At 63.4% G+C, this 17,103-nt stretch carries 13 protein-coding genes; 11 read left to right on the plus strand and 2 right to left on the minus strand.

The genetic code is table 11. The features are described from left to right. Nucleotides 1–25: 25 nt before the first annotated feature. Entirely contained in the window at nt 26–3,166 is a 3,141-nt protein-coding gene (locus tag KI612_RS02185) for an efflux RND transporter permease subunit (RefSeq protein ID WP_226442200.1), read from the minus strand. Between the two features lie 4 nt (nt 3,167–3,170). Next, nucleotides 3,171–4,265, minus strand: coding sequence for an efflux RND transporter periplasmic adaptor subunit (locus tag KI612_RS02190; protein WP_226442201.1), 1,095 nt, complete (start codon nt 4,263–4,265; stop codon nt 3,171–3,173). 82 nt (nt 4,266–4,347) lie between these two features. Here KI612_RS02190 and glnL point away from each other — a divergent pair, with 82 nt between their 5' ends. Genes glnL through KI612_RS02245 form a run of 11 tightly spaced genes read left to right on the plus strand, consistent with a single transcriptional unit; the run spans nt 4,348 to nt 17,097 of the window. Further along, the gene (gene glnL / locus KI612_RS02195; RefSeq protein ID WP_226442202.1) at nt 4,348–5,418 is read left to right on the plus strand and encodes a nitrogen regulation protein NR(II); all 1,071 of its coding nucleotides are present in this window, start codon (nt 4,348–4,350) and stop codon (nt 5,416–5,418) included. Between the two features lie 58 nt (nt 5,419–5,476). Next, a complete protein-coding gene (ntrC, locus tag KI612_RS02200) occupies nt 5,477–6,886 on the plus strand; it encodes a nitrogen regulation protein NR(I) (RefSeq protein ID WP_226444102.1) in 1,410 nt (469 codons plus the stop codon). A gap of 45 nt (nt 6,887–6,931) precedes the next feature. Beyond that, nucleotides 6,932–7,723 carry a biotin--[acetyl-CoA-carboxylase] ligase gene (locus KI612_RS02205; protein WP_226442203.1) on the plus strand — a complete coding sequence of 264 codons (792 nt, stop codon included), beginning with the start codon at nt 6,932–6,934 and terminating at the stop codon, nt 7,721–7,723. Next, on the plus strand, nt 7,720–8,436 hold the full coding sequence (locus KI612_RS02210; protein ID WP_226442204.1) for a type III pantothenate kinase: 717 nt from the start codon (nt 7,720–7,722) through the stop codon (nt 8,434–8,436). The genes KI612_RS02205 and KI612_RS02210 overlap by 4 nt, the downstream gene beginning before the upstream one ends. A 23-nt stretch (nt 8,437–8,459) precedes the next feature. Continuing rightward, nucleotides 8,460–9,773: an HD-GYP domain-containing protein gene (locus tag KI612_RS02215; RefSeq protein ID WP_226442205.1), complete on the plus strand. Its 1,314-nt coding sequence runs from the start codon at nt 8,460–8,462 to the stop codon at nt 9,771–9,773. Next, nucleotides 9,754–11,442: a putative bifunctional diguanylate cyclase/phosphodiesterase gene (locus KI612_RS02220; RefSeq protein ID WP_226442206.1), complete on the plus strand. Its 1,689-nt coding sequence runs from the start codon at nt 9,754–9,756 to the stop codon at nt 11,440–11,442. The genes KI612_RS02215 and KI612_RS02220 overlap by 20 nt, the downstream gene beginning before the upstream one ends. Nucleotides 11,443–11,499: 57 nt before the next feature. Beyond that, nucleotides 11,500–11,901: a DUF350 domain-containing protein gene (locus KI612_RS02225; RefSeq protein WP_226442207.1), complete on the plus strand. Its 402-nt coding sequence runs from the start codon at nt 11,500–11,502 to the stop codon at nt 11,899–11,901. Nucleotides 11,902–11,918: 17 nt separating this feature from the next. Next, nucleotides 11,919–12,923, plus strand: a complete 1,005-nt coding sequence (locus tag KI612_RS02230) for an SPFH domain-containing protein (protein ID WP_226442208.1) — start codon at nt 11,919–11,921, stop codon at nt 12,921–12,923. A gap of 10 nt (nt 12,924–12,933) precedes the next feature. Then, nucleotides 12,934–14,868, plus strand: a complete 1,935-nt coding sequence (locus tag KI612_RS02235; protein ID WP_226442209.1) for a DUF4178 domain-containing protein — start codon at nt 12,934–12,936, stop codon at nt 14,866–14,868. Continuing rightward, nucleotides 14,868–15,014: a hypothetical protein gene (locus KI612_RS02240; RefSeq protein ID WP_226442210.1), complete on the plus strand. Its 147-nt coding sequence runs from the start codon at nt 14,868–14,870 to the stop codon at nt 15,012–15,014. Before KI612_RS02235 ends, KI612_RS02240 begins: the two co-directional genes overlap by 1 nt. A gap of 28 nt (nt 15,015–15,042) precedes the next feature. Continuing rightward, nucleotides 15,043–17,097: a diguanylate cyclase gene (locus KI612_RS02245; protein ID WP_226442211.1), complete on the plus strand. Its 2,055-nt coding sequence runs from the start codon at nt 15,043–15,045 to the stop codon at nt 17,095–17,097. Nucleotides 17,098–17,103 lie beyond the last annotated feature (6 nt).

The raw sequence follows: 17,103 nt of genomic DNA on the forward strand, positions 1-17,103 counted from the left end.
GGTTTTTGCTGGGTCCTGAGGGCGGTTAACCGGCTTTCACCTTGTACCAGGCCGCATACAGGGCCGGCAGGAAGAGCAGGGTCAGGGCGGTGGCGACGATCAGGCCACCCATGATGGCGACCGCCATCGGCCCGAAGAAGTCGTTGCGCGACAGTGGCACCATGGCCAGCACGGCTGCGGCGGCCGTCAGCACGATCGGGCGGAAACGGCGCACCGTCGATTCGACTATGGCTTCCAGGCGTGCCTTGCCTGCGGCGAGATCCTGCTCGATCTGGTCGACCAGGATCACCGAGTTGCGCATGATCATGCCGAACAGCGCGATGGTGCCAAGCAGCGCCATGAAGCCGAAGGGCTGGCGGAAGACGAGCAGGAACAGCGCAATCCCGATGATGCCGAGCGGCGCGGTGAGTAGCACCATGACGACGCGCGAGACGCTCTGCAGCTGGATCATCAGGATGGTGATGACGGCGAGCAGGAAGATCGGGATGCCGGCCATGACCGACGTGGAGCCCTTGGCCGACTCCTCGACAGAGCCGCCGGTGACGATGGCGTAACCTTCCGGCAGGGTGGCGCGGATGGCGTTGATCTGCGGCGCGATGCGGTCGACGATGGTGGCCGGCTGTGTCTTGCTGTACAGGTTGCCACGTACGGTGATGGTCGGCAGGCGGTCGCGCCGCCAGACCAGACCCGGTTCGAAGCTCGACTTGAGACGGCCGATCTGGGCCAGCGGCACGCTCCTGCCGCTGCGCGTCGGTACCGACAGGTCGGGCAGGCTGACGAGATGGGTGCGTTCCGCGCGGTCGCCGCGCAGCACGACATCGATGCTCTTTTCGCCTTCGCGGAAGCTGGTGATCGTGTAGCCGTTCAGCGACATGTTGAGCAAGGCTGCCAGGTCCTGGCTGGAGACGCCGAGCAGACGGGCCTTGTCCTGGTCGATCTCGATCTCGACGCTCTTCGAAAGCTCGCTCCAGTCGAAATTGATGTTCGACAACTCCGCTTCCTGGCGCATGACGTCGGCGATCTGGCCGGCGATCTTGCGCAGGGTGGGCAGATCTTCGCCGCTGACCCGGTATTGCACCGGGTAGCCGACCGGCGGGCCGTTTTCGATGCGCGAGATATTGCCGCGGGCGTTGAAGCCGTCATTTTCGAACAAATGGATCAGTCGACCGCGCAGCGCTTCGCGGGCTTCGACGCTGCGCGACAGGATGACGAACTGGCTGACATTGCTGGCCGGCAGTTGCTGATCGAGGCCGAGGTAGTAGCGCGGCGAGCCGGCGCCGACATAGGTGATGTAGTGCTCGAACTGGTCGAACTCTGCCTTGTCCTTGTCCAGCCAGTCCTCGAGGCGTTTTGCCTCGGCGTCGGTGGCAGCGACCGAGGCGCCTTCGGGCAGACGCAGTTCGACGTTGAGTTCGAGACGGGTCGAGTTCGGGAAGAACTGTTTCTGCACCTTGCCCATGCCGACGATGGCCAGTGCAAACATGCCGATGGTGATGCTGATGACCAGCCAGCGATGCCCGACGCACCAGGCGACGAGGCGGCGGAAGTGACTGTAGAAGGGCGTGCCATAAACGTCGTGGTCTTCGGCGTGCGGCGGGCCGCCGACACCGAGTCTGGCGAGGCGGTGAGCGAGGCGCGGCAGGCGACGTTCGAGCAGGTTGGGGGCGCGTGCCGCGCGCGGGTCGGGCAGCAGCTTGTAGCCTAGCCAGGGAATCGCGATCACCGCGGCCAGCCAGGAAATGAGCAGGGCGATGACGTTGATCTGGAAGAAAGCGAAGGCGTATTCGCCGGTCGCCGACTTGGCAATGGCGATCGGGATGAAACCGGCCACGGTGACCAGCGTGCCGGACAGCATCGGGCCGGCCGTGCTGGTGTAGGCAAACGAGGCGGCGCGGGTGCGTTCCCAGCCCTGTTCCATCTTCACCCACATCATCTCGACAGCGATGATCGCATCGTCGACGAGCAGGCCGAGGGCGAGGACCAGGGCGCCGAGCGAGACCTTGTGCAGGCCGACGTTGAGCAGGTCCATGGCGAGGAAGGTGGCGGCCAGGACGAGCGGGATCGAAATGGCGACGACCATGCCGGTGCGAATGCCGAGGCTGATGAAGGTGACGAGCAGGACGACGATCACCGCTTCGGCCAGGGATTGAACGAAGGCGTCGACCGAGCGCTTGACCGCATCCGGCTGGCTGGCCGCTTCGCCGATCTCGACGCCGAGCGGCAGGGTGGCCTGGATTTGTGCAATGCGTGCCTGCAGGGCCTTGCCCAGCAATATGACGTCGCCGCCCTTGGCCATCGCGACGCCGATTGCCAGCGCCCGTTTGCCACCGTAACGGACCTGCGTCGCCGGCGGGTCGATGGTGCCGCGCCGGATAGTTGCGATATCGCCGAGGCGGAAGCTGCGGCTACCGGAACGGATCAGGGTGTCGGCCACCGCCTGCACGCTGTCGAAGGCGCCGCCCGGACGAATCTGGATGCGCTCGCCCGGTGTCTCGAAGTAGCCGCTGCCGGCGACCGCATTCTGCTGGCCGAGGGCGGCGGTGATGGTGTTGAGGTCGATGCCCAGCGTCGCCAGCTTGGCATTCGAGAGTTCGACGTAGATCTTCTCGTCCTGGATGCCGAAGATTTCCACCTTGCCGACATTGGGCACGTGCAGCAGTTCGTCGCGCAGACGTTCGGCAATGTCCTTCAATTGCGGGTAATCGAGGCCCTCACCGGTCAACGCGTAAATATTGCCAAAAACGTCGCCGAACTCGTCGTTGAAGAACGGTCCCTGGATACCGGCGGGCAGGGTGTGGCGGATGTCGCCGACTTTCTTGCGGACCTGGTAATAAACATCGGGGACCAGCGCCGGTGGCGTGCTGTCCTTGGCAAAGAACATCACGGTCGACTCGCCGGGGCGGGAAAAACTGGCAACGCGGTCGATGTAGGGCGTTTCCTGCAGCTTCTTCTCGATCTTGTCGGTGAGTTGCAGTTCGACTTCCTGCGCCGTGGCGCCCGGCCAGTTGGTGCGGATCACCATCAGCTTGAAGGTGAACGGCGGGTCTTCCGCCTGGCTCAGCTTGCCGTAGGCAAAGACGCCCATCAGGGCGAGGGCGAAGAGGAAATAACCGACCAGGGTGCGGTGGTGCAGTGTCCAGTCGGACAGGTTGAAACGATGGCTCATCGGATCAGTGCTGCCGTTCGGGCGGGTTGGCCGTCTTCGGCGTCACCGCCTGGCCGGCGACCAGCTTGCCGGCGCCGGCGATGACTACCAGTTCGCCGGCCTTGAGGCCCTCGCCGATCACGGCACCGTCTTCCTGGAAACGGACCAGCTTGACCGGGCGCGGCATCGCCTTGCCGTCGGCGACGACCCACACCAGTGGTCCCTGCCCCTGGTCGAGGACGGCGCCGAGCGGTACGCGCAGGTTTTCCTCGCCGGCCGTATCGAGTGCGACGCGCGCCGTCATGCCGAGGCGCATTTCTGGCGGCGGGTAGGCGATGCGGATGCGGGCGGCGTAGGTGCGGGTCAGCGGGTCGGCGGCTGGCGACAATTCGCGCAATTCGCCGTGCAGGGTGATTTTTGGGTCGGCCCAGAGGTTGACCGCTATGGATTTCGCGGCGCGCATTTCGGCCAGCCGGCTCTCCGGCACTGCGATCGCCACTTCCTTTTCTTCCGGCCGCGCGATGCGCAGTACGGCCTGGCCGGCGCTGACTACCTGACCGGCTTCGGCCAGCACGGCGGTAACGACGGCCGGGAACTCGCTGCTCAGCGTGCCGTAGTTGTTCTGGTTGCTGCTGATCTGGTGCTGGGCGCGCGCCTGTTCCAGCTTGGCCTGGGCGCTGTTGCGGGCGTTGTCCTTGGCGTCGAAGGCGGCCTGGCTGACGAACTTCTTGCCGAGCAGGCCGGCGTAGCGCTCGCGCTCGGCGCTGGCGGTGGCGGCTTCGCTTTCGGCGGCGCTCAGCTGGGCACGTGCCGCTGCGGCGGCCAGTTGCAGGTCGGCCGGGTCGAGGCGGGCAAGCGGCTGGCCGGGCTTGATTTCGGCGCCGGCGTCGACGAGGCGGGCGGCGAGCTTGCCGCCCACCCGGAAGGCGAGGTCGATCTCGTGGCGGGCGCGGATTTCACCGGTGTAGATGCCGCTGCCGGTGCCGCTGCTGACGGCCGGCTGGACCAGCACGGAGCGGGCGGCCGGGGCTTGCGGCGTTTCGCCGCTGCAGGCGGCGAGCAGTACGCAGCAGCCGAGAAGCATCAATGGGTGGTGGCGGGTCAGGGCGGGCATTTTCATGGCTTCGGTGAGGATTGTCGATGATAATGAACGTTCGGTCATTAACGCAAGTTATCCTTGTGCCGCCCTGCCATTCGCTACAATGGCGGCCATGGATGCCAATTACGCTTCGTTCGCCGGCCTCGATCTGCTGGCTTCTGCGGTGCTGCTGATCGATGAAGGTCGGCTGATCCGCTACATCAATCCGGCCGGTGAAAACCTGCTCGCCGTTAGTTCGCGCTCGGTCGCCGGCAAGACCATGGATGCGGTCTGCACCTGTTCGGCGACGCTGCAGTCGGCGCTCGACAATGGTCTGAACAACAACTGGGGCTATACCGGCCAGAATATCCAGTTGAAACGCAGTGACGGTGAAATCCTGCACATCAACTGCACGGTCACGCCGTTGCGCCCCGAACTGGCGGCCGGGGTGCGTCTGCTGCTCGAGTTGCAGCCGATCGAGCACCATCTGGCCGCAACCCGCGAGGAACGCCTGATCGAGCAACAGCAGGCCAGTCGCGAATTGATCCGCAATCTGGCGCACGAGATCAAGAATCCGCTGGGCGGCATCCGCGGTGCGGCGCAACTGCTTGAGCATGAACTGGCCAATCCCTCGCTCAAGGAATACACCCAGGTCATCATCAAGGAAGCCGACCGCCTGCAGGATCTGATGCAGCGCCTGCTCACGCCGCATCGGGCGATGCTGCCGACGACGGTCAATATCCACGAAATCCTCGAGCGGGTGCGCAGCCTTTTGACCGCCGAATTTCCCGGGTCGCTGCACATGCAGCGCGATTACGATACCAGTCTGCCGGAGCTGGTCGGCGACCGCGAACAACTGATTCAGGCGGTCCTCAATATCGCCCGCAATGCCGCCCAGGCGATGGGCGGTGAAGGGGAAATCATTCTCCGGACACGTTCGCTGCGCCAGATCACCCTGGTCAAGAAGCGCTATCGCCTGGCCATGGAAATCAAGGTCATCGACAACGGCCCGGGCATTCCCGACGATATCCGCGAGCGCATGTTCTATCCGCTGGTTTCCGGGCGCGAAGGCGGCAGCGGTCTGGGGCTGACCATTGCCCAGAACTTCGTGCAGCACCATCACGGGACCATCGACTGTTCCAGCCGGCCGGGCAATACCGTGTTCACGCTGCGTTTGCCCGTGGAGCAGGCCTGAGCGGGCTTGAGTCTTGCTTTGGTCTGGGCATACCAATGACAAGATGAGCCAAACAAACATGAAACCGGTCTGGATTGTTGACGACGATCGTTCCATTCGCTGGGTGCTGGAAAAAACCCTGTCCCGCGAGGGCATTCCGTTCAAGAGTTACGCCTCGGCCAGCGAGGCAATTTCGCAGCTGGAACAAGGCATCGAACCGCCGCAGGTGCTGATGTCCGACATCCGCATGCCCGGCCAGTCAGGCCTGGAGCTGCTGCAGGAAGTGAAAACCCGTTTCCCGTCGGTGCCGGTGATCATCATGACCGCCTACTCCGATCTGGAAAGTGCAGTGGCGGCCTTCCAGGGCGGTGCCTTCGAATACCTGCCGAAACCCTTCGACGTGGATCAGGCAGTGGAACTGATCCGGCGCGCCATCGATGAATCGATGCACCAAAGCGGTGCGGCTGAAGAAGAAGGCCTGGTGCCGGAAATTCTCGGTCAGGCACCGGCCATGCAGGAAGTCTTCCGGGCGATCGGTCGCCTCGCCTTGTCGCACGCCACCGTGCTGATCACCGGCGAGTCCGGCTCCGGCAAGGAACTGGTGGCGCGTGCCCTGCACCGGCATAGCCCGCGCGCCGACAAGCCTTTCATTGCAATCAATACCGCAGCCATTCCCAAGGATCTGCTCGAATCCGAACTGTTCGGGCATGAACGTGGCGCGTTCACTGGCGCCCAGGCACAACGGCGCGGCCGTTTCGAACAGGCCGAGGCCGGCACGCTGTTCCTCGACGAAATCGGTGACATGCCGTCCGAGCTGCAGACCCGCCTGTTGCGCGTCCTGTCCGACGGGCATTTCTATCGCGTCGGCGGCCATTCGCCGATCAAGGCCAATGTCCGCGTGATTGCCGCGACCCACCAGAACCTCGAAACGCGCGTCAAGGACGGCCTGTTCCGCGAAGACTTGTTCCATCGCCTGAACGTCATCCGCATCCGTCTGCCGTCGCTGCGTGAACGGCGCGAGGATATTCCGCTGCTCACCCGCCACTTCCTGCAGAAGAGTGCGCGCGAGCTAGGCGTTGAAACCAAGCGCCTGTCGGATACGGCGATCAAGTATCTGAGCGGTCTGGACTTCCAGGGTAACGTGCGGCAGTTGGAAAATCTCTGCCACTGGCTGACCGTGATGGCACCCGGTCAACAGGTTGAAATCGGCGATTTGCCCGGCGAATTGCGCGATGCCGTGCCGACCATGCTGGCAACCGATTGGGAAAGTGCCCTCGAAGGCGAGGTCGACCGCCTGCTGGCGCGTGGTCTCGGCGATGTGCACGGTGTGCTGACCCAGACCTTCGAACGCATCCTGATCTCGCGGGCGCTGGCGCATACCGGCGGTCGCCGGATCGAGGCGGCACAGGCGCTTGGCATCGGCCGCAACACGATCACCCGCAAGATCGCCGAGCTTGGCATCGACGGCAGCAAGGAAGTCGCCGAGTAAAGCGGCTTTTTTCGGCATGTGGCGAACTGGCATACAATTCGCCGCATGCCCCTGATTGATCCCGTCCTGCTCAAATCCCGGCTCGGCTTGCTGGCCGGGCGTTTCGATGTCGATGCATTTGAAGAGTGCGACTCCACCAGCAGCGAGCTGATGCGGCGTGCCGATCTGGGCGCGCCGGCCGGTACGGTGATTGTCGCCGACCGGCAATCCGCCGGGCGGGGACGGCGCGGCCGGCAATGGTTGTCGGCGCCCGAAGCCAGTCTGACCTTTTCCCTGCTCTGGCGTTTTTCCTGCCCGCCGGCGCGGCTTGCCGGCTTGTCGCTGGCGGTTGGTGTCGCACTGGCGCGTGCCCTCGAAAGCCTAGGTGCGCAAGGGATTTGCCTGAAATGGCCGAATGACGTCCTGCTCCGCCAGGGCGATGATTACGCCAAGCTGGCCGGCATTCTCGTCGAGCTGGTCAGCGACCGGCGCGGCATCCAGGCGGTGATCGGCATCGGCATCAATCTGTCCGCGCCGACGGCTGATCTGCCGCAGCCGGTGGCCGGGCTGGATCAGACCATGGCCGCCTTGCCCGAACGGCATCTGGTTCTGGCTTCAGTTCTTTCCGCATTGGCCGGCGTGCTGGACGTCTTTGCGGTCGACGGCTTCGCCGGCTGCAAAAGCGAATGGCAGCAGCGCCATGCCTGGCAGGATGCGGCGGTGCAACTGCTCGATGACGGCAGCGCGCCGCTCAGCGGACGTTGTGCCGGCGTCGATGCTGACGGCGCCTTGCTGCTGGAGACGGCGAGTGGCATGCAGCGCATTTTTTCCGGCGATGTCAGCCTGCGCCGCGCATGATCATCTGTATCGACAGCGGCAATAGCCGCATCAAATGGGGGGCGCATGACGGCAATGCGTGGTGCGAACAGGGCAGCGTGACGCATGCCGGGATCGGAGAGCTGGCAGAACTCTGCCTGCGCTGGCCGCAGCCGGCGCGCGCCATGCTCGCCAACGTGGCCGGGGCGGTGGTCGGTGAGAGCTTGCGGCAGGTGCTGGCGCCATGGGCGGAAGTGCTGCGCGAGGTCAAAGCCGGAGCGAATCAGGCCGGAATTACAAATCTTTATAAAAATCCTGCCCAGTTGGGAGTCGACCGCTGGTGCGCCCTGGTCGGCGCGCGTCAGCTTGGTTCGACGCCGCGTCTCGTGGTCATGGCGGGCACCGCAACCACCATCGACAGCCTCGATGCCGCCGGCAATTTTCTTGGCGGCCTGATCCTGCCCGGCCTGGAAACCATGCGCCGGGCGCTGTTTCAGGGCACGGCTGCCCTGCCTTTTGCCGATGGCGTGCATATGGCATATCCGCGTGCCACTGCCGATGCCATTGTCACTGGCTGCGTCGAGGCGCAGGTCGGTGCCATCGAGCGCGCTTTTGCCCGTCTGGCCGGGCGTGATGCCTGTTGCATCCTGTCCGGCGGGCATGCCGAAGTACTAAGTGGCTTCCTTGTTATTCCCCATCTGGTGGCGCACAATCTTCCACTGGAGGGGCTGCTTCGCCTGGCCCCGGAATCCTAGCCTCAGTATCGAAAGAAGCACCCATGGAGATTGTTGCGGTAGCCGACCTGAAGATCGGCATGTTCGTTGCCGAACCGGACTGCGCGTGGACCGAATTTTCGTTTGCCTTGCAGGGGTTCGTGATCTCCAGCCCGGAGCAGGTCGAGCAGTTTCAGCAAAAATGCCGCTTTGTTTACGTCGACCGTAGCCGCTCATTGAACGAGTTCCATCTGGTCAAGGATTACGGGCGTGATTACGCCTTGCGCCCGCCGGTTGACAGTGGCGCTGTCGCCGAGCCCGAGCCGCCAGTCCGGCGCCGGCAGCCGTTGTTCGAGATGCAGGCCGACAGCGACAAGCGGCAGCAGCGGCGACGTCGTTTCCTGACCTTTCTGCAGCGCCAGAATGATTCCGAACATTCGCTGGCGCTGGCCCGCGAGCTTTCCTACATGGAGCCGCGCTTCGACGATCTGCAGAATGCGCTGCAACGCAGCTTCCAGGCCGTCAGCCTGGAACGCTCGATGGATGTCGGGTCGGTGCGCGAAGGTGTACGCGACATGTCGGGCAGCCTGCGCCGCAACCCGGATGCGCTGATGTGGCTGTTGCGCCTGAAGCGCATGGATCAGTACAGTTTCGACCACGCCATGGATGTGTCGGTGTATTTGCTGATGCTCGGCGCGCATATCGGCTGGCGCGGTTTGCCGCTGCTGGAACTCGGCATGGCCGGCCTGTTGCAGGATGTCGGCAAGACCCAGGTGCCGGTCGATATTCTGGCCAAGACGGAACCGCTGACGCCGGAAGAAAGGGAGCTGGTCCGTTCGCATGTCGCCAGTTCGCTGGAGTTGCTGTGCAGCCAGAGTCATATTCCCGAAAACGTGCTGCTGACGATTGCCCGTCACCACGAGCGCTGGGATGGCAGCGGCTATCCGCGCCAGCTCAAGCTCGACGAGCTTGGTCTGGCGGCCGAGATGGCCGGTCTGGTCGATTCGTTCTGCGCGATGCTGAAAAACAAGCCTTATCGCAGTGCGCTCGGCCATCAGGAGGCGCTCGAGGAACTCTACAAATTGCGCGACCATCAGTTCAGCCCGGGCTTGATGGAGCAGTTCGTGCAGTGTGTCGGCCTTTATCCGGTCGGTACGCTGCTTGAGCTGAGTAGCGGCGAGGTCGGCATCGTCATCCAGCAAAACCGGGTGCGCCGCTCGCGGCCGCGCGTGCTGATCATGCTCGATGCCGACAAGCAGGAAGTGCGCGGCTATCGGGTGATCGACCTCAACGAGCCTGCCCATCAGGCTTGCAAGGTTGCCCGGGCGCTGCCGCACGATGCGTATGGACTGGCCTCGCATGACTATTACCTCGGTTGACCTTAGCCTCGGGCTCGAACCGGCCCAATTCGGGCTGAGCGACGAGGCGCTCGCCTCGTTTTCGGCGATCGCACCGCTCTGGCAGTCGGCTGTCCACCAGGCGCTTGCCGAAGAAGCCGATGACCCGGTGCTTGCCGAGTTCGCTGCAATTTCTGCCCGCATGGCGAGTGCGCTGGGCGATCCGCAATGGCAGCAGGAGTGGTTGTCGGCCTGGCACAAACTGCATGGCTGCGGGTTTTCGCTGACGGATACGCTGAGTTTCTTTTTCCGTGTCGTCGGACTCTGCGAGCACGCGCTGTTTGGCGAGGCCGTATCGGTCAACCGTCTCTACCTCGATCTTTTTTCCATCCTGCGGCGCAGCGTTTTTACCGCGGTCATCGCGGCAGTCGAACTCGGTGAAGAGGCCGGCCTGGCCCGCACCGGCATTCCCGGCGAACTGGCTGCCCTGCACGCGCTGCGCGAATTGGCCGTACGGGCCGAGCCGGTTGCCGTACTTTCCCTTGTCCTGACCAATCGCAATCGTTTCGGACAGCTTGCGGCCAGCGATCTGCAAAGTTTGCCCGGTGTCGTGGCGGAGCGTTTGCGCTTGCTGTTGCGGCCGGCGGACAGGATATTTTCCGGGCGTGAGGACGAGTGGTTATTGCTGTTGCCCGGTGTGCAATCGATGGCGGCGCCGACGCTGGTAGCGGCCCATATCGGGCAGGCCTTTGCCGAACCGCTCGGTTTGCTGAGCGGGCGCAGTGTGCCCCTCGAGTCCAGTATCGGTGCGGCCATGCTGCCCGAGCATGGCGCCGATGCGGAGTCCATTCTGCAGGCGGCTCGTCTGGCGCGCTGGGAGTTGCAGCCGACGCGTGAGCCATTTGGCTGGTTCCGGCCGGAAATGCGCCGGGATTGGCAGCATCGTTTCGACATGGCGGAAGAGCTGCGCCAGGCCTTGCATCATGAGACGCTGACGCTGCATATGCAGCCGCAAGTGGACGCGCCTTCCGGTGAATGCACCGGGGCGGAGTTGCTGTTGCGCTGGCAACGGGCAAATGGCGAATGGGTGCCGCCGCCACTGATCATCGAGATGATCGAGGAAAATGGCTGGCGCCATCTGTTCACCGACTGGCTGATCCGCAATGCGCTGCATGTAGCCACCGAAATGTCGGCGAAGGGGATCGATATTCCCCTGTCGATCAATCTGACCGCCGATGATCTGCTCGATACCGATTTGCCGGAACTGTTCGCGCAGCGCCTGGAAACCTGGCAGGTGCCGGGCAGCCGCTTCACCATCGAACTGACCGAATCGGCGATGCTCAGTGATCCGGAACGTTGCCTCGAAGTCATGCGCCGTCTGCGTGCCCTGGGCATGCGCCTGGCGCTGGATGACTTCGGTACCGGCTATTCGTCGCTGAGTTATCTGGTCAACCTGCCGCTCAACGAAATCAAGATCGACCGCTCGTTTGTCGTGGCGATGACGACTTCGGAAGAGCATCTGCGTATCGTCCGCACCATCATCGATCTAGCCTGGGACCTGGACATGATGCCGCTTGCCGAGGGGGTCGAGGATCCCGTCCAGGTCGCGCAGTTGCGCCGGCTGGGCTGTAACCGCATGCAGGGCTATCTGTACGCCAGACCGTTGGCGCCGGAGGCATTCGCCGCCTGGTACCAGGCACGTCTGGCTTGAGTTGCGGCGGGCTTGCGGTGACAATACTTCGCTGTCATCCTGCTTCAGGGGAATTCAATGTTTGATCCGGTCATCAGCGGTTTGCCAGCCTTTGCCAGTTTCTTTGCGACGGGCATCGTACTGTTGGGCGTGTTTTTTGCGCTTTATGTACTGATCACGCCTTATAACGAATTGCAGCTGATCCGCGCCGGCAACGAGGCCGCCGCCGTCAGCCTGGGCGGTGCGGTGATCGGTTTCGCGCTGCCGCTCGCCGTGTCGGTCGCGGTCAGCCACAACCTGTACGCGATGGTCGGCTGGGGTGTGGTTGCCGGCATCGTGCAGCTGCTCGTTTTCGCGGTTGCCCGCATAGCGCTGCCGCGCATCAACGAAAGCATTCCCCAGGGGCGCATGGCCTCGGGCATTTTCCTCGCATTACTCTCGATCGCGGTCGGCATTCTCAACGCCGGCTGCATCGCCTGACCCTTTAGGAGGTAGTGATGGCACTGATGGACTTCATCAAGAAGCAGTTTATCGACATCCTGCAGTGGACCGAGGATGCCGACGGTACGCTGGCCTGGCGTTTTCCGATGGCGGAAATGGAAATCCAGAACGGCGCCAGCCTGACCGTGCGCGACTCGCAACTCGCGCTCTTCGTCAACGAGGGCACGGTGGCCGACGTCTTCGCGCCCGGCATGTACAAGCTGACGACGCAGACGCTGCCCGTCCTGACCTACCTCAAGAACTGGGACAAGCTGTTCGAGTCCCCGTTCAAGTCCGACCTCTATTTCTTCTCGACGCGCCAGCAGCTCGACCAGAAGTGGGGCACGCCGAACCCGATCACCATCCGCGACAAGGAATTCGGCATTGTCCGCATGCGTGCCTTCGGCATCTATTCCTGGCACCTGGTGGATGCCAAGACCTTCTACCAGAAGATTTCCGGCACCCGCGACAGCTACGGTCGCGATGAACTCGAAGGCCAGTTGCGCAATACCCTGGTCGCCGGTCTGACCGATCTCTTTGCCGAATCCGGCGTCGCCTTCATCGACATGGCGGCCAACCAGGACGAGTTCGGCAAGGCGATGTTTGCCAAGGCGCAGCCGATGTTTGCCGAATACGGCCTGGCGCTCGATACGCTGGTCGTGCAGAACGTCTCGCTGCCGGAAGAACTGCAGAAGATCCTCGACCAGAAGATCGGCATGAACATGATCGGCGACATGCAGCGCTACACGCAGTACCAGGTCGCCAACAGCATTCCCGATGCAGCGAAGAACGAGGGCGGCCTGGCGGCAATGGGCGTCGGCCTCGGTGCCGGCGTCGGTTTCGGCCAGGTGGTCGGGCAGTCGCTGGGTGCCGCGCTGCAGCAGCCGACGGCAGTGGCCAGCGTGTCGCCCGACGAGGTCGTGGCGACCCTGGAAAAGCTGCATGGACTGGTCGAAAAAGGCATTCTCAGCCAGGCCGAGTTCGATGCCAAGAAGGCGGAATTGCTCAAAAAACTGAGTTGACCGCCGCCGCGTGGCCATAACTGCTTCCTGCCCTTCCTGTGGCGCGCCGGTTGTCTTCCAGTCGGCGTCCTCGGTCTTCGCGGTCTGCGCCTATTGCAGCAGCACGCTGGTCCGGCACGACCAGAATCTGGAAGACATCGGCAAGATGGCGGCGCTGGTCGAAGACCGTTCGCCGCTGCAGCTGGGCACGGAAGGCAGCTACAAGGGCGTGCATTTTGCCCTGATCGGGCGCATCCAGATCAAGTACGAGCAGGGTATCTGGAACGAATGGCATCTGCTGTTTGACGACATGCGCACCGGCTGGCTGTCGGAGGCTGGCGGCGAGTATGTGCTCACTTTTGCGCAGTTCGTGCCGGATGCGCTGCCATCGTTTGAGTCTTTGAAAATCGGCCAGCGTTTCGTGCTCGCCAGCCAGACCTGGACGGTGAGCAATATCGCCCAGGCCGAGTGCATTGCCGGTCAGGGCGAGCTGCCGTTCAAGGTCGGCGCCGGTTATCCGGTCGCAGCGGTCGACCTCAGAAACGGGGCCAATTTCGCCACCCTCGATTACTCCGAAACGCCGCCCCTAATGTTCATCGGCGAGGCGGTCGAATTCTCTGCGCTGCGCCTGGCCAATCTGCGTCAGGGCATGGCGCAACCGGAGAAGACGGTCGCTGCGCAGGTCTTTCGCTGTCCGAGCTGCGGTTCGCCGATGGCGGCCCGTTCGCCGGAAATTCTTGCGGTCGGCTGCGTTGCCTGCGGTGCGGTGGTCGATACGGCCGACCGCAATTACCAGCTCCTGTCGAAGGCGCTGGGCAGTCGCGACGAAAAATACGTGCCGCGCCTGGCGCTCGGCAGCAAGGGCAAGCTGGACGGTCGACCGGTCGAAGTGATCGGTTTTCTCGTCAAGCAGTGCGTCAGCGCGGGCATTTTCTACGACTGGCGAGAATACCTGCTGGCCGGAGAAAACGGCACTTATCGCTGGTTGACCGAGTACAACGGTCACTGGAACGTCGCCGACGTGTTGTCCAGTCCGCCGACCAGCAGCGGCGCCATGGAACTTGCCGATGTGCGCTGGAACGGCCAGAGCTTCCGGCACTTCACGACGACGCCGAGTGCCGAGGTGATCCAGGTCGCCGGCGAATTCACCTGGCGGGTGCGGCGCGGCGAGTGCAACCGGGTGGTCGATTACGTCGCGCCACCGCTCATGCTGTCGCGCGAAAGTACCGACAACGACCTCAACTGGTCGCAGGGCACCTATGTCGAGCCGGCGGAGATTGCCAGCGCCTTCGCGTTGAAGCAGGCCTTGCCCGAACCGATCGGCGTCTTCGCCAACCAGCCCAATCCCTGGGAAGAGACGCATCGCAGCGTCTGCCGGCTGTTCTGGCGTCTGGCCCTGCTCGCCGTCGTGGCCCAGGTCTTGTTCATGCTGTTCGCCGGCGGCGGCAAGCTGCTGCTGCGCCAGGACTTCGACTTTGCTGCGCCAGCGGTCGACGAGCTGCAAAGCCGCGAATTCGTGATTGACGAGCGGGTGCGCCGGCTCAAGGTGCGCAACACGACCAGCCTGGACAACAACTGGATAGGCCTCAACCTGACCCTGGTCGACAAGAGCGGCAATGCGGCCTGGCCGGCCAGCCGCGAGCTCGCCTATTACTACGGCTACGACGGCGGCGAAAGCTGGTCGGAAGGCAATCGCCAGGATGAGGTGGTCTTCCCCGACATTCCGCCCGGCACTTATTACCTGACGGTCGACGCCGATCTGGCACCGGAAAAGCCGGTGCCGGTGCACGACCGCATGGAAGTCATGAGTGTCGGTGCCGGCTGGTCGAATTTCGTGCTGCTGCTGGTTTTTCTCGCCATCTTCCCGATCTTCACGCGCCTGCGCCACGCTGCCTTCGAAGTACGGCGCTGGGCCGAGAGCGACCACGCGCCGGTAGCGGCCGACGATTCCGGAGACGACGACTGATGTTCCGCAAATTCAACCTGCTTGCCGGCCTGCTCGCGTTGCTCCTTTTCGCGCACGCGCAAAATCAGGGCTGGAACCTGTTCGATGATGTTGCCGACTCCCGTTCCGGCAATTCGCGCGGCAGCGGTCGCACCTATCACAAGTAAGCGGCTTCCCGCCGGATCGATTTCCACCATGCGCGTTGTTGCCTTTCTCCTCCTCTGCCTGATCCTGTCGCCTGTCTATGCGCTGGAAAAGGTCAGCATCCAGCTCAACTGGAAGCATCAGTTCCAATTTGCCGGCTATTACGCCGCTATCGAGAAGGGTTATTTCCGCAATGCCGGCTTCGAGGTCAGCCTGCACGAGCTGGCCGAGGGAAGCGACCCGATCGACGAGGTGCTCAAGGGCAAGGCCGATTATGGTGTTGCTGCGTCGGAGCTTGCCTTGCGCCGTGGTCTGGGACAGCCGGTGGTGGCGCTCGCCGTCATCGTGCAGCATTCGCCGCTGGTCTTGCTGGTCAACCGGCGCAAGATTCCCAGCATCGATGCCCTGGCCGGGCAGCGCATCATGCTCTTGCCGCATGAGGCCGAACTGCTCGCCTATCTGCGGCGTGAGGGCGTCGCAAACTACGTGACGGTGCCGCACCGTTTCGAGCTGGGCGAACTGCTCGCCGGCAATGTCGATGCCTATTCCGGCTACTCGACCGACGAGCCTTTCCTGCTTCGCCAGGACAATTTTCCCTACCTGGCGTATTCGCCGAGCGCCGCCGGCATCAATTTTTACGGTGACACGCTGTTCACCTCCGAGCGCCACCTCAAGTCTTCGACCAGGGCCGTGCGCGACTTCCGGGAAGCCGTCCTGCGCGGCTGGGAATATGCCATGGCGCATCCGGACGAAATTGCCGAGCTCATCCTGCAACGCTATTCGACGCGCCACAGCAGGGCGCATTTGCTGTTCGAAGCCGCCGAAATGAAGCGTCTGATGCAGCCCGAACTGGTTGAAATCGGTCAGATGTCCGCCACCCGCTGGCAACAGATTGCCCAGACCTACGCCGAGCAGGGCATGCTGCCAAGTGGTTTTGCGCTGGATGGCCTGGTCTACGACAGCGCGCCGCGCCGTCTGCCTGCCTGGGTGTTGCCGGTGCTGGGCGGCGCCGTCGTGATCTTCATCTCGCTGGCCTTGCTCGCCATCTATTTCGCGCGCCTCAATCGGCGTTTGCAGAAGGAAATCGATATCCGGCAGGCGACCGAACTGGCCCTGGGCGAAAGCGAGGAGCGTTATCGCCTGCTTGCCGAACAGAGCAAGGATGTGATCTGGATGCTCGATGTGGCCAGTCTGCGCTTCACCTACATCAGTCCGGCAGTCGAGAAATGGCGGGGTTTTACCGCGGCCGAAGCGATGCAGCAGTCGTTGGTCGAGGCGCTGACGCCAAGCTCGCTGGAGCGCATCCAGGCATTGCTGCAGGATCATCTCGGCCGTCTGGCGGCGGGTGACAAGAGCGCCATGTCGGCAATGTACGAGATCGAGCAGCCGCACAAAAACGGCAGCATCGTTTCCTCCGAGGTGGTGGCCAGTTTTCTGCTCGATCATGCCGGGCTGCCGGCGACTGTCCTTGGCATTTCGCGCGACATTTCCGAGCGTCGGGTGGCCGAGGACAGACTGCGCATCGCCAATGAGGACTTGCGCCGGCAACTGGAGGAGATCGAGCATCTGCAGGTGGCTTTGCAGGAACAGGCCATTCGCGACAGCCTGACCGGTTGCTTCAACCGGCGCTATCTCGACGAAACCCTGGAGCGCGAACTGTGGCGCGCCCGGCGCGAGGGCTATCCGCTGGCTCTGGTCATTCTCGATCTCGACCACTTCAAGCAGATCAACGACACCTACGGCCACCAGGCCGGTGACGAGGCGCTACGCGAGCTGGCGCGCAGCCTGCAGGCCGACATTCGCCACGAAGACGTGCTGTGCCGCTACGGCGGCGAGGAATTTGTCATCCTGATGCCACGCATGCCGCTTGCGGTGGCCGCCGAGCGGGCCGAACGCTGGCGTACGACGATTGCCGAGATTCGTGTCCGGTTCGGCAATTTCACGCTCGCTTTCACCACCTCGCTCGGTGTCGCCGCCTATCCCGAACACGGCAAGATGCCCGACGAACTGACCCAGGCGGCCGACCTGGCGCTCTATATCGCCAAACATGAAGGGCGCAACCGGGTCGTCGTGTATTCGCCGCCGGCGCGGGACGGTACGGTTTAGCAGATT

Source organism: Quatrionicoccus australiensis (assembly GCF_020510525.1).
In the GTDB taxonomy this organism is placed as follows: Bacteria; Pseudomonadota; Gammaproteobacteria; order Burkholderiales; family Rhodocyclaceae; genus Azonexus; species Azonexus australiensis_B.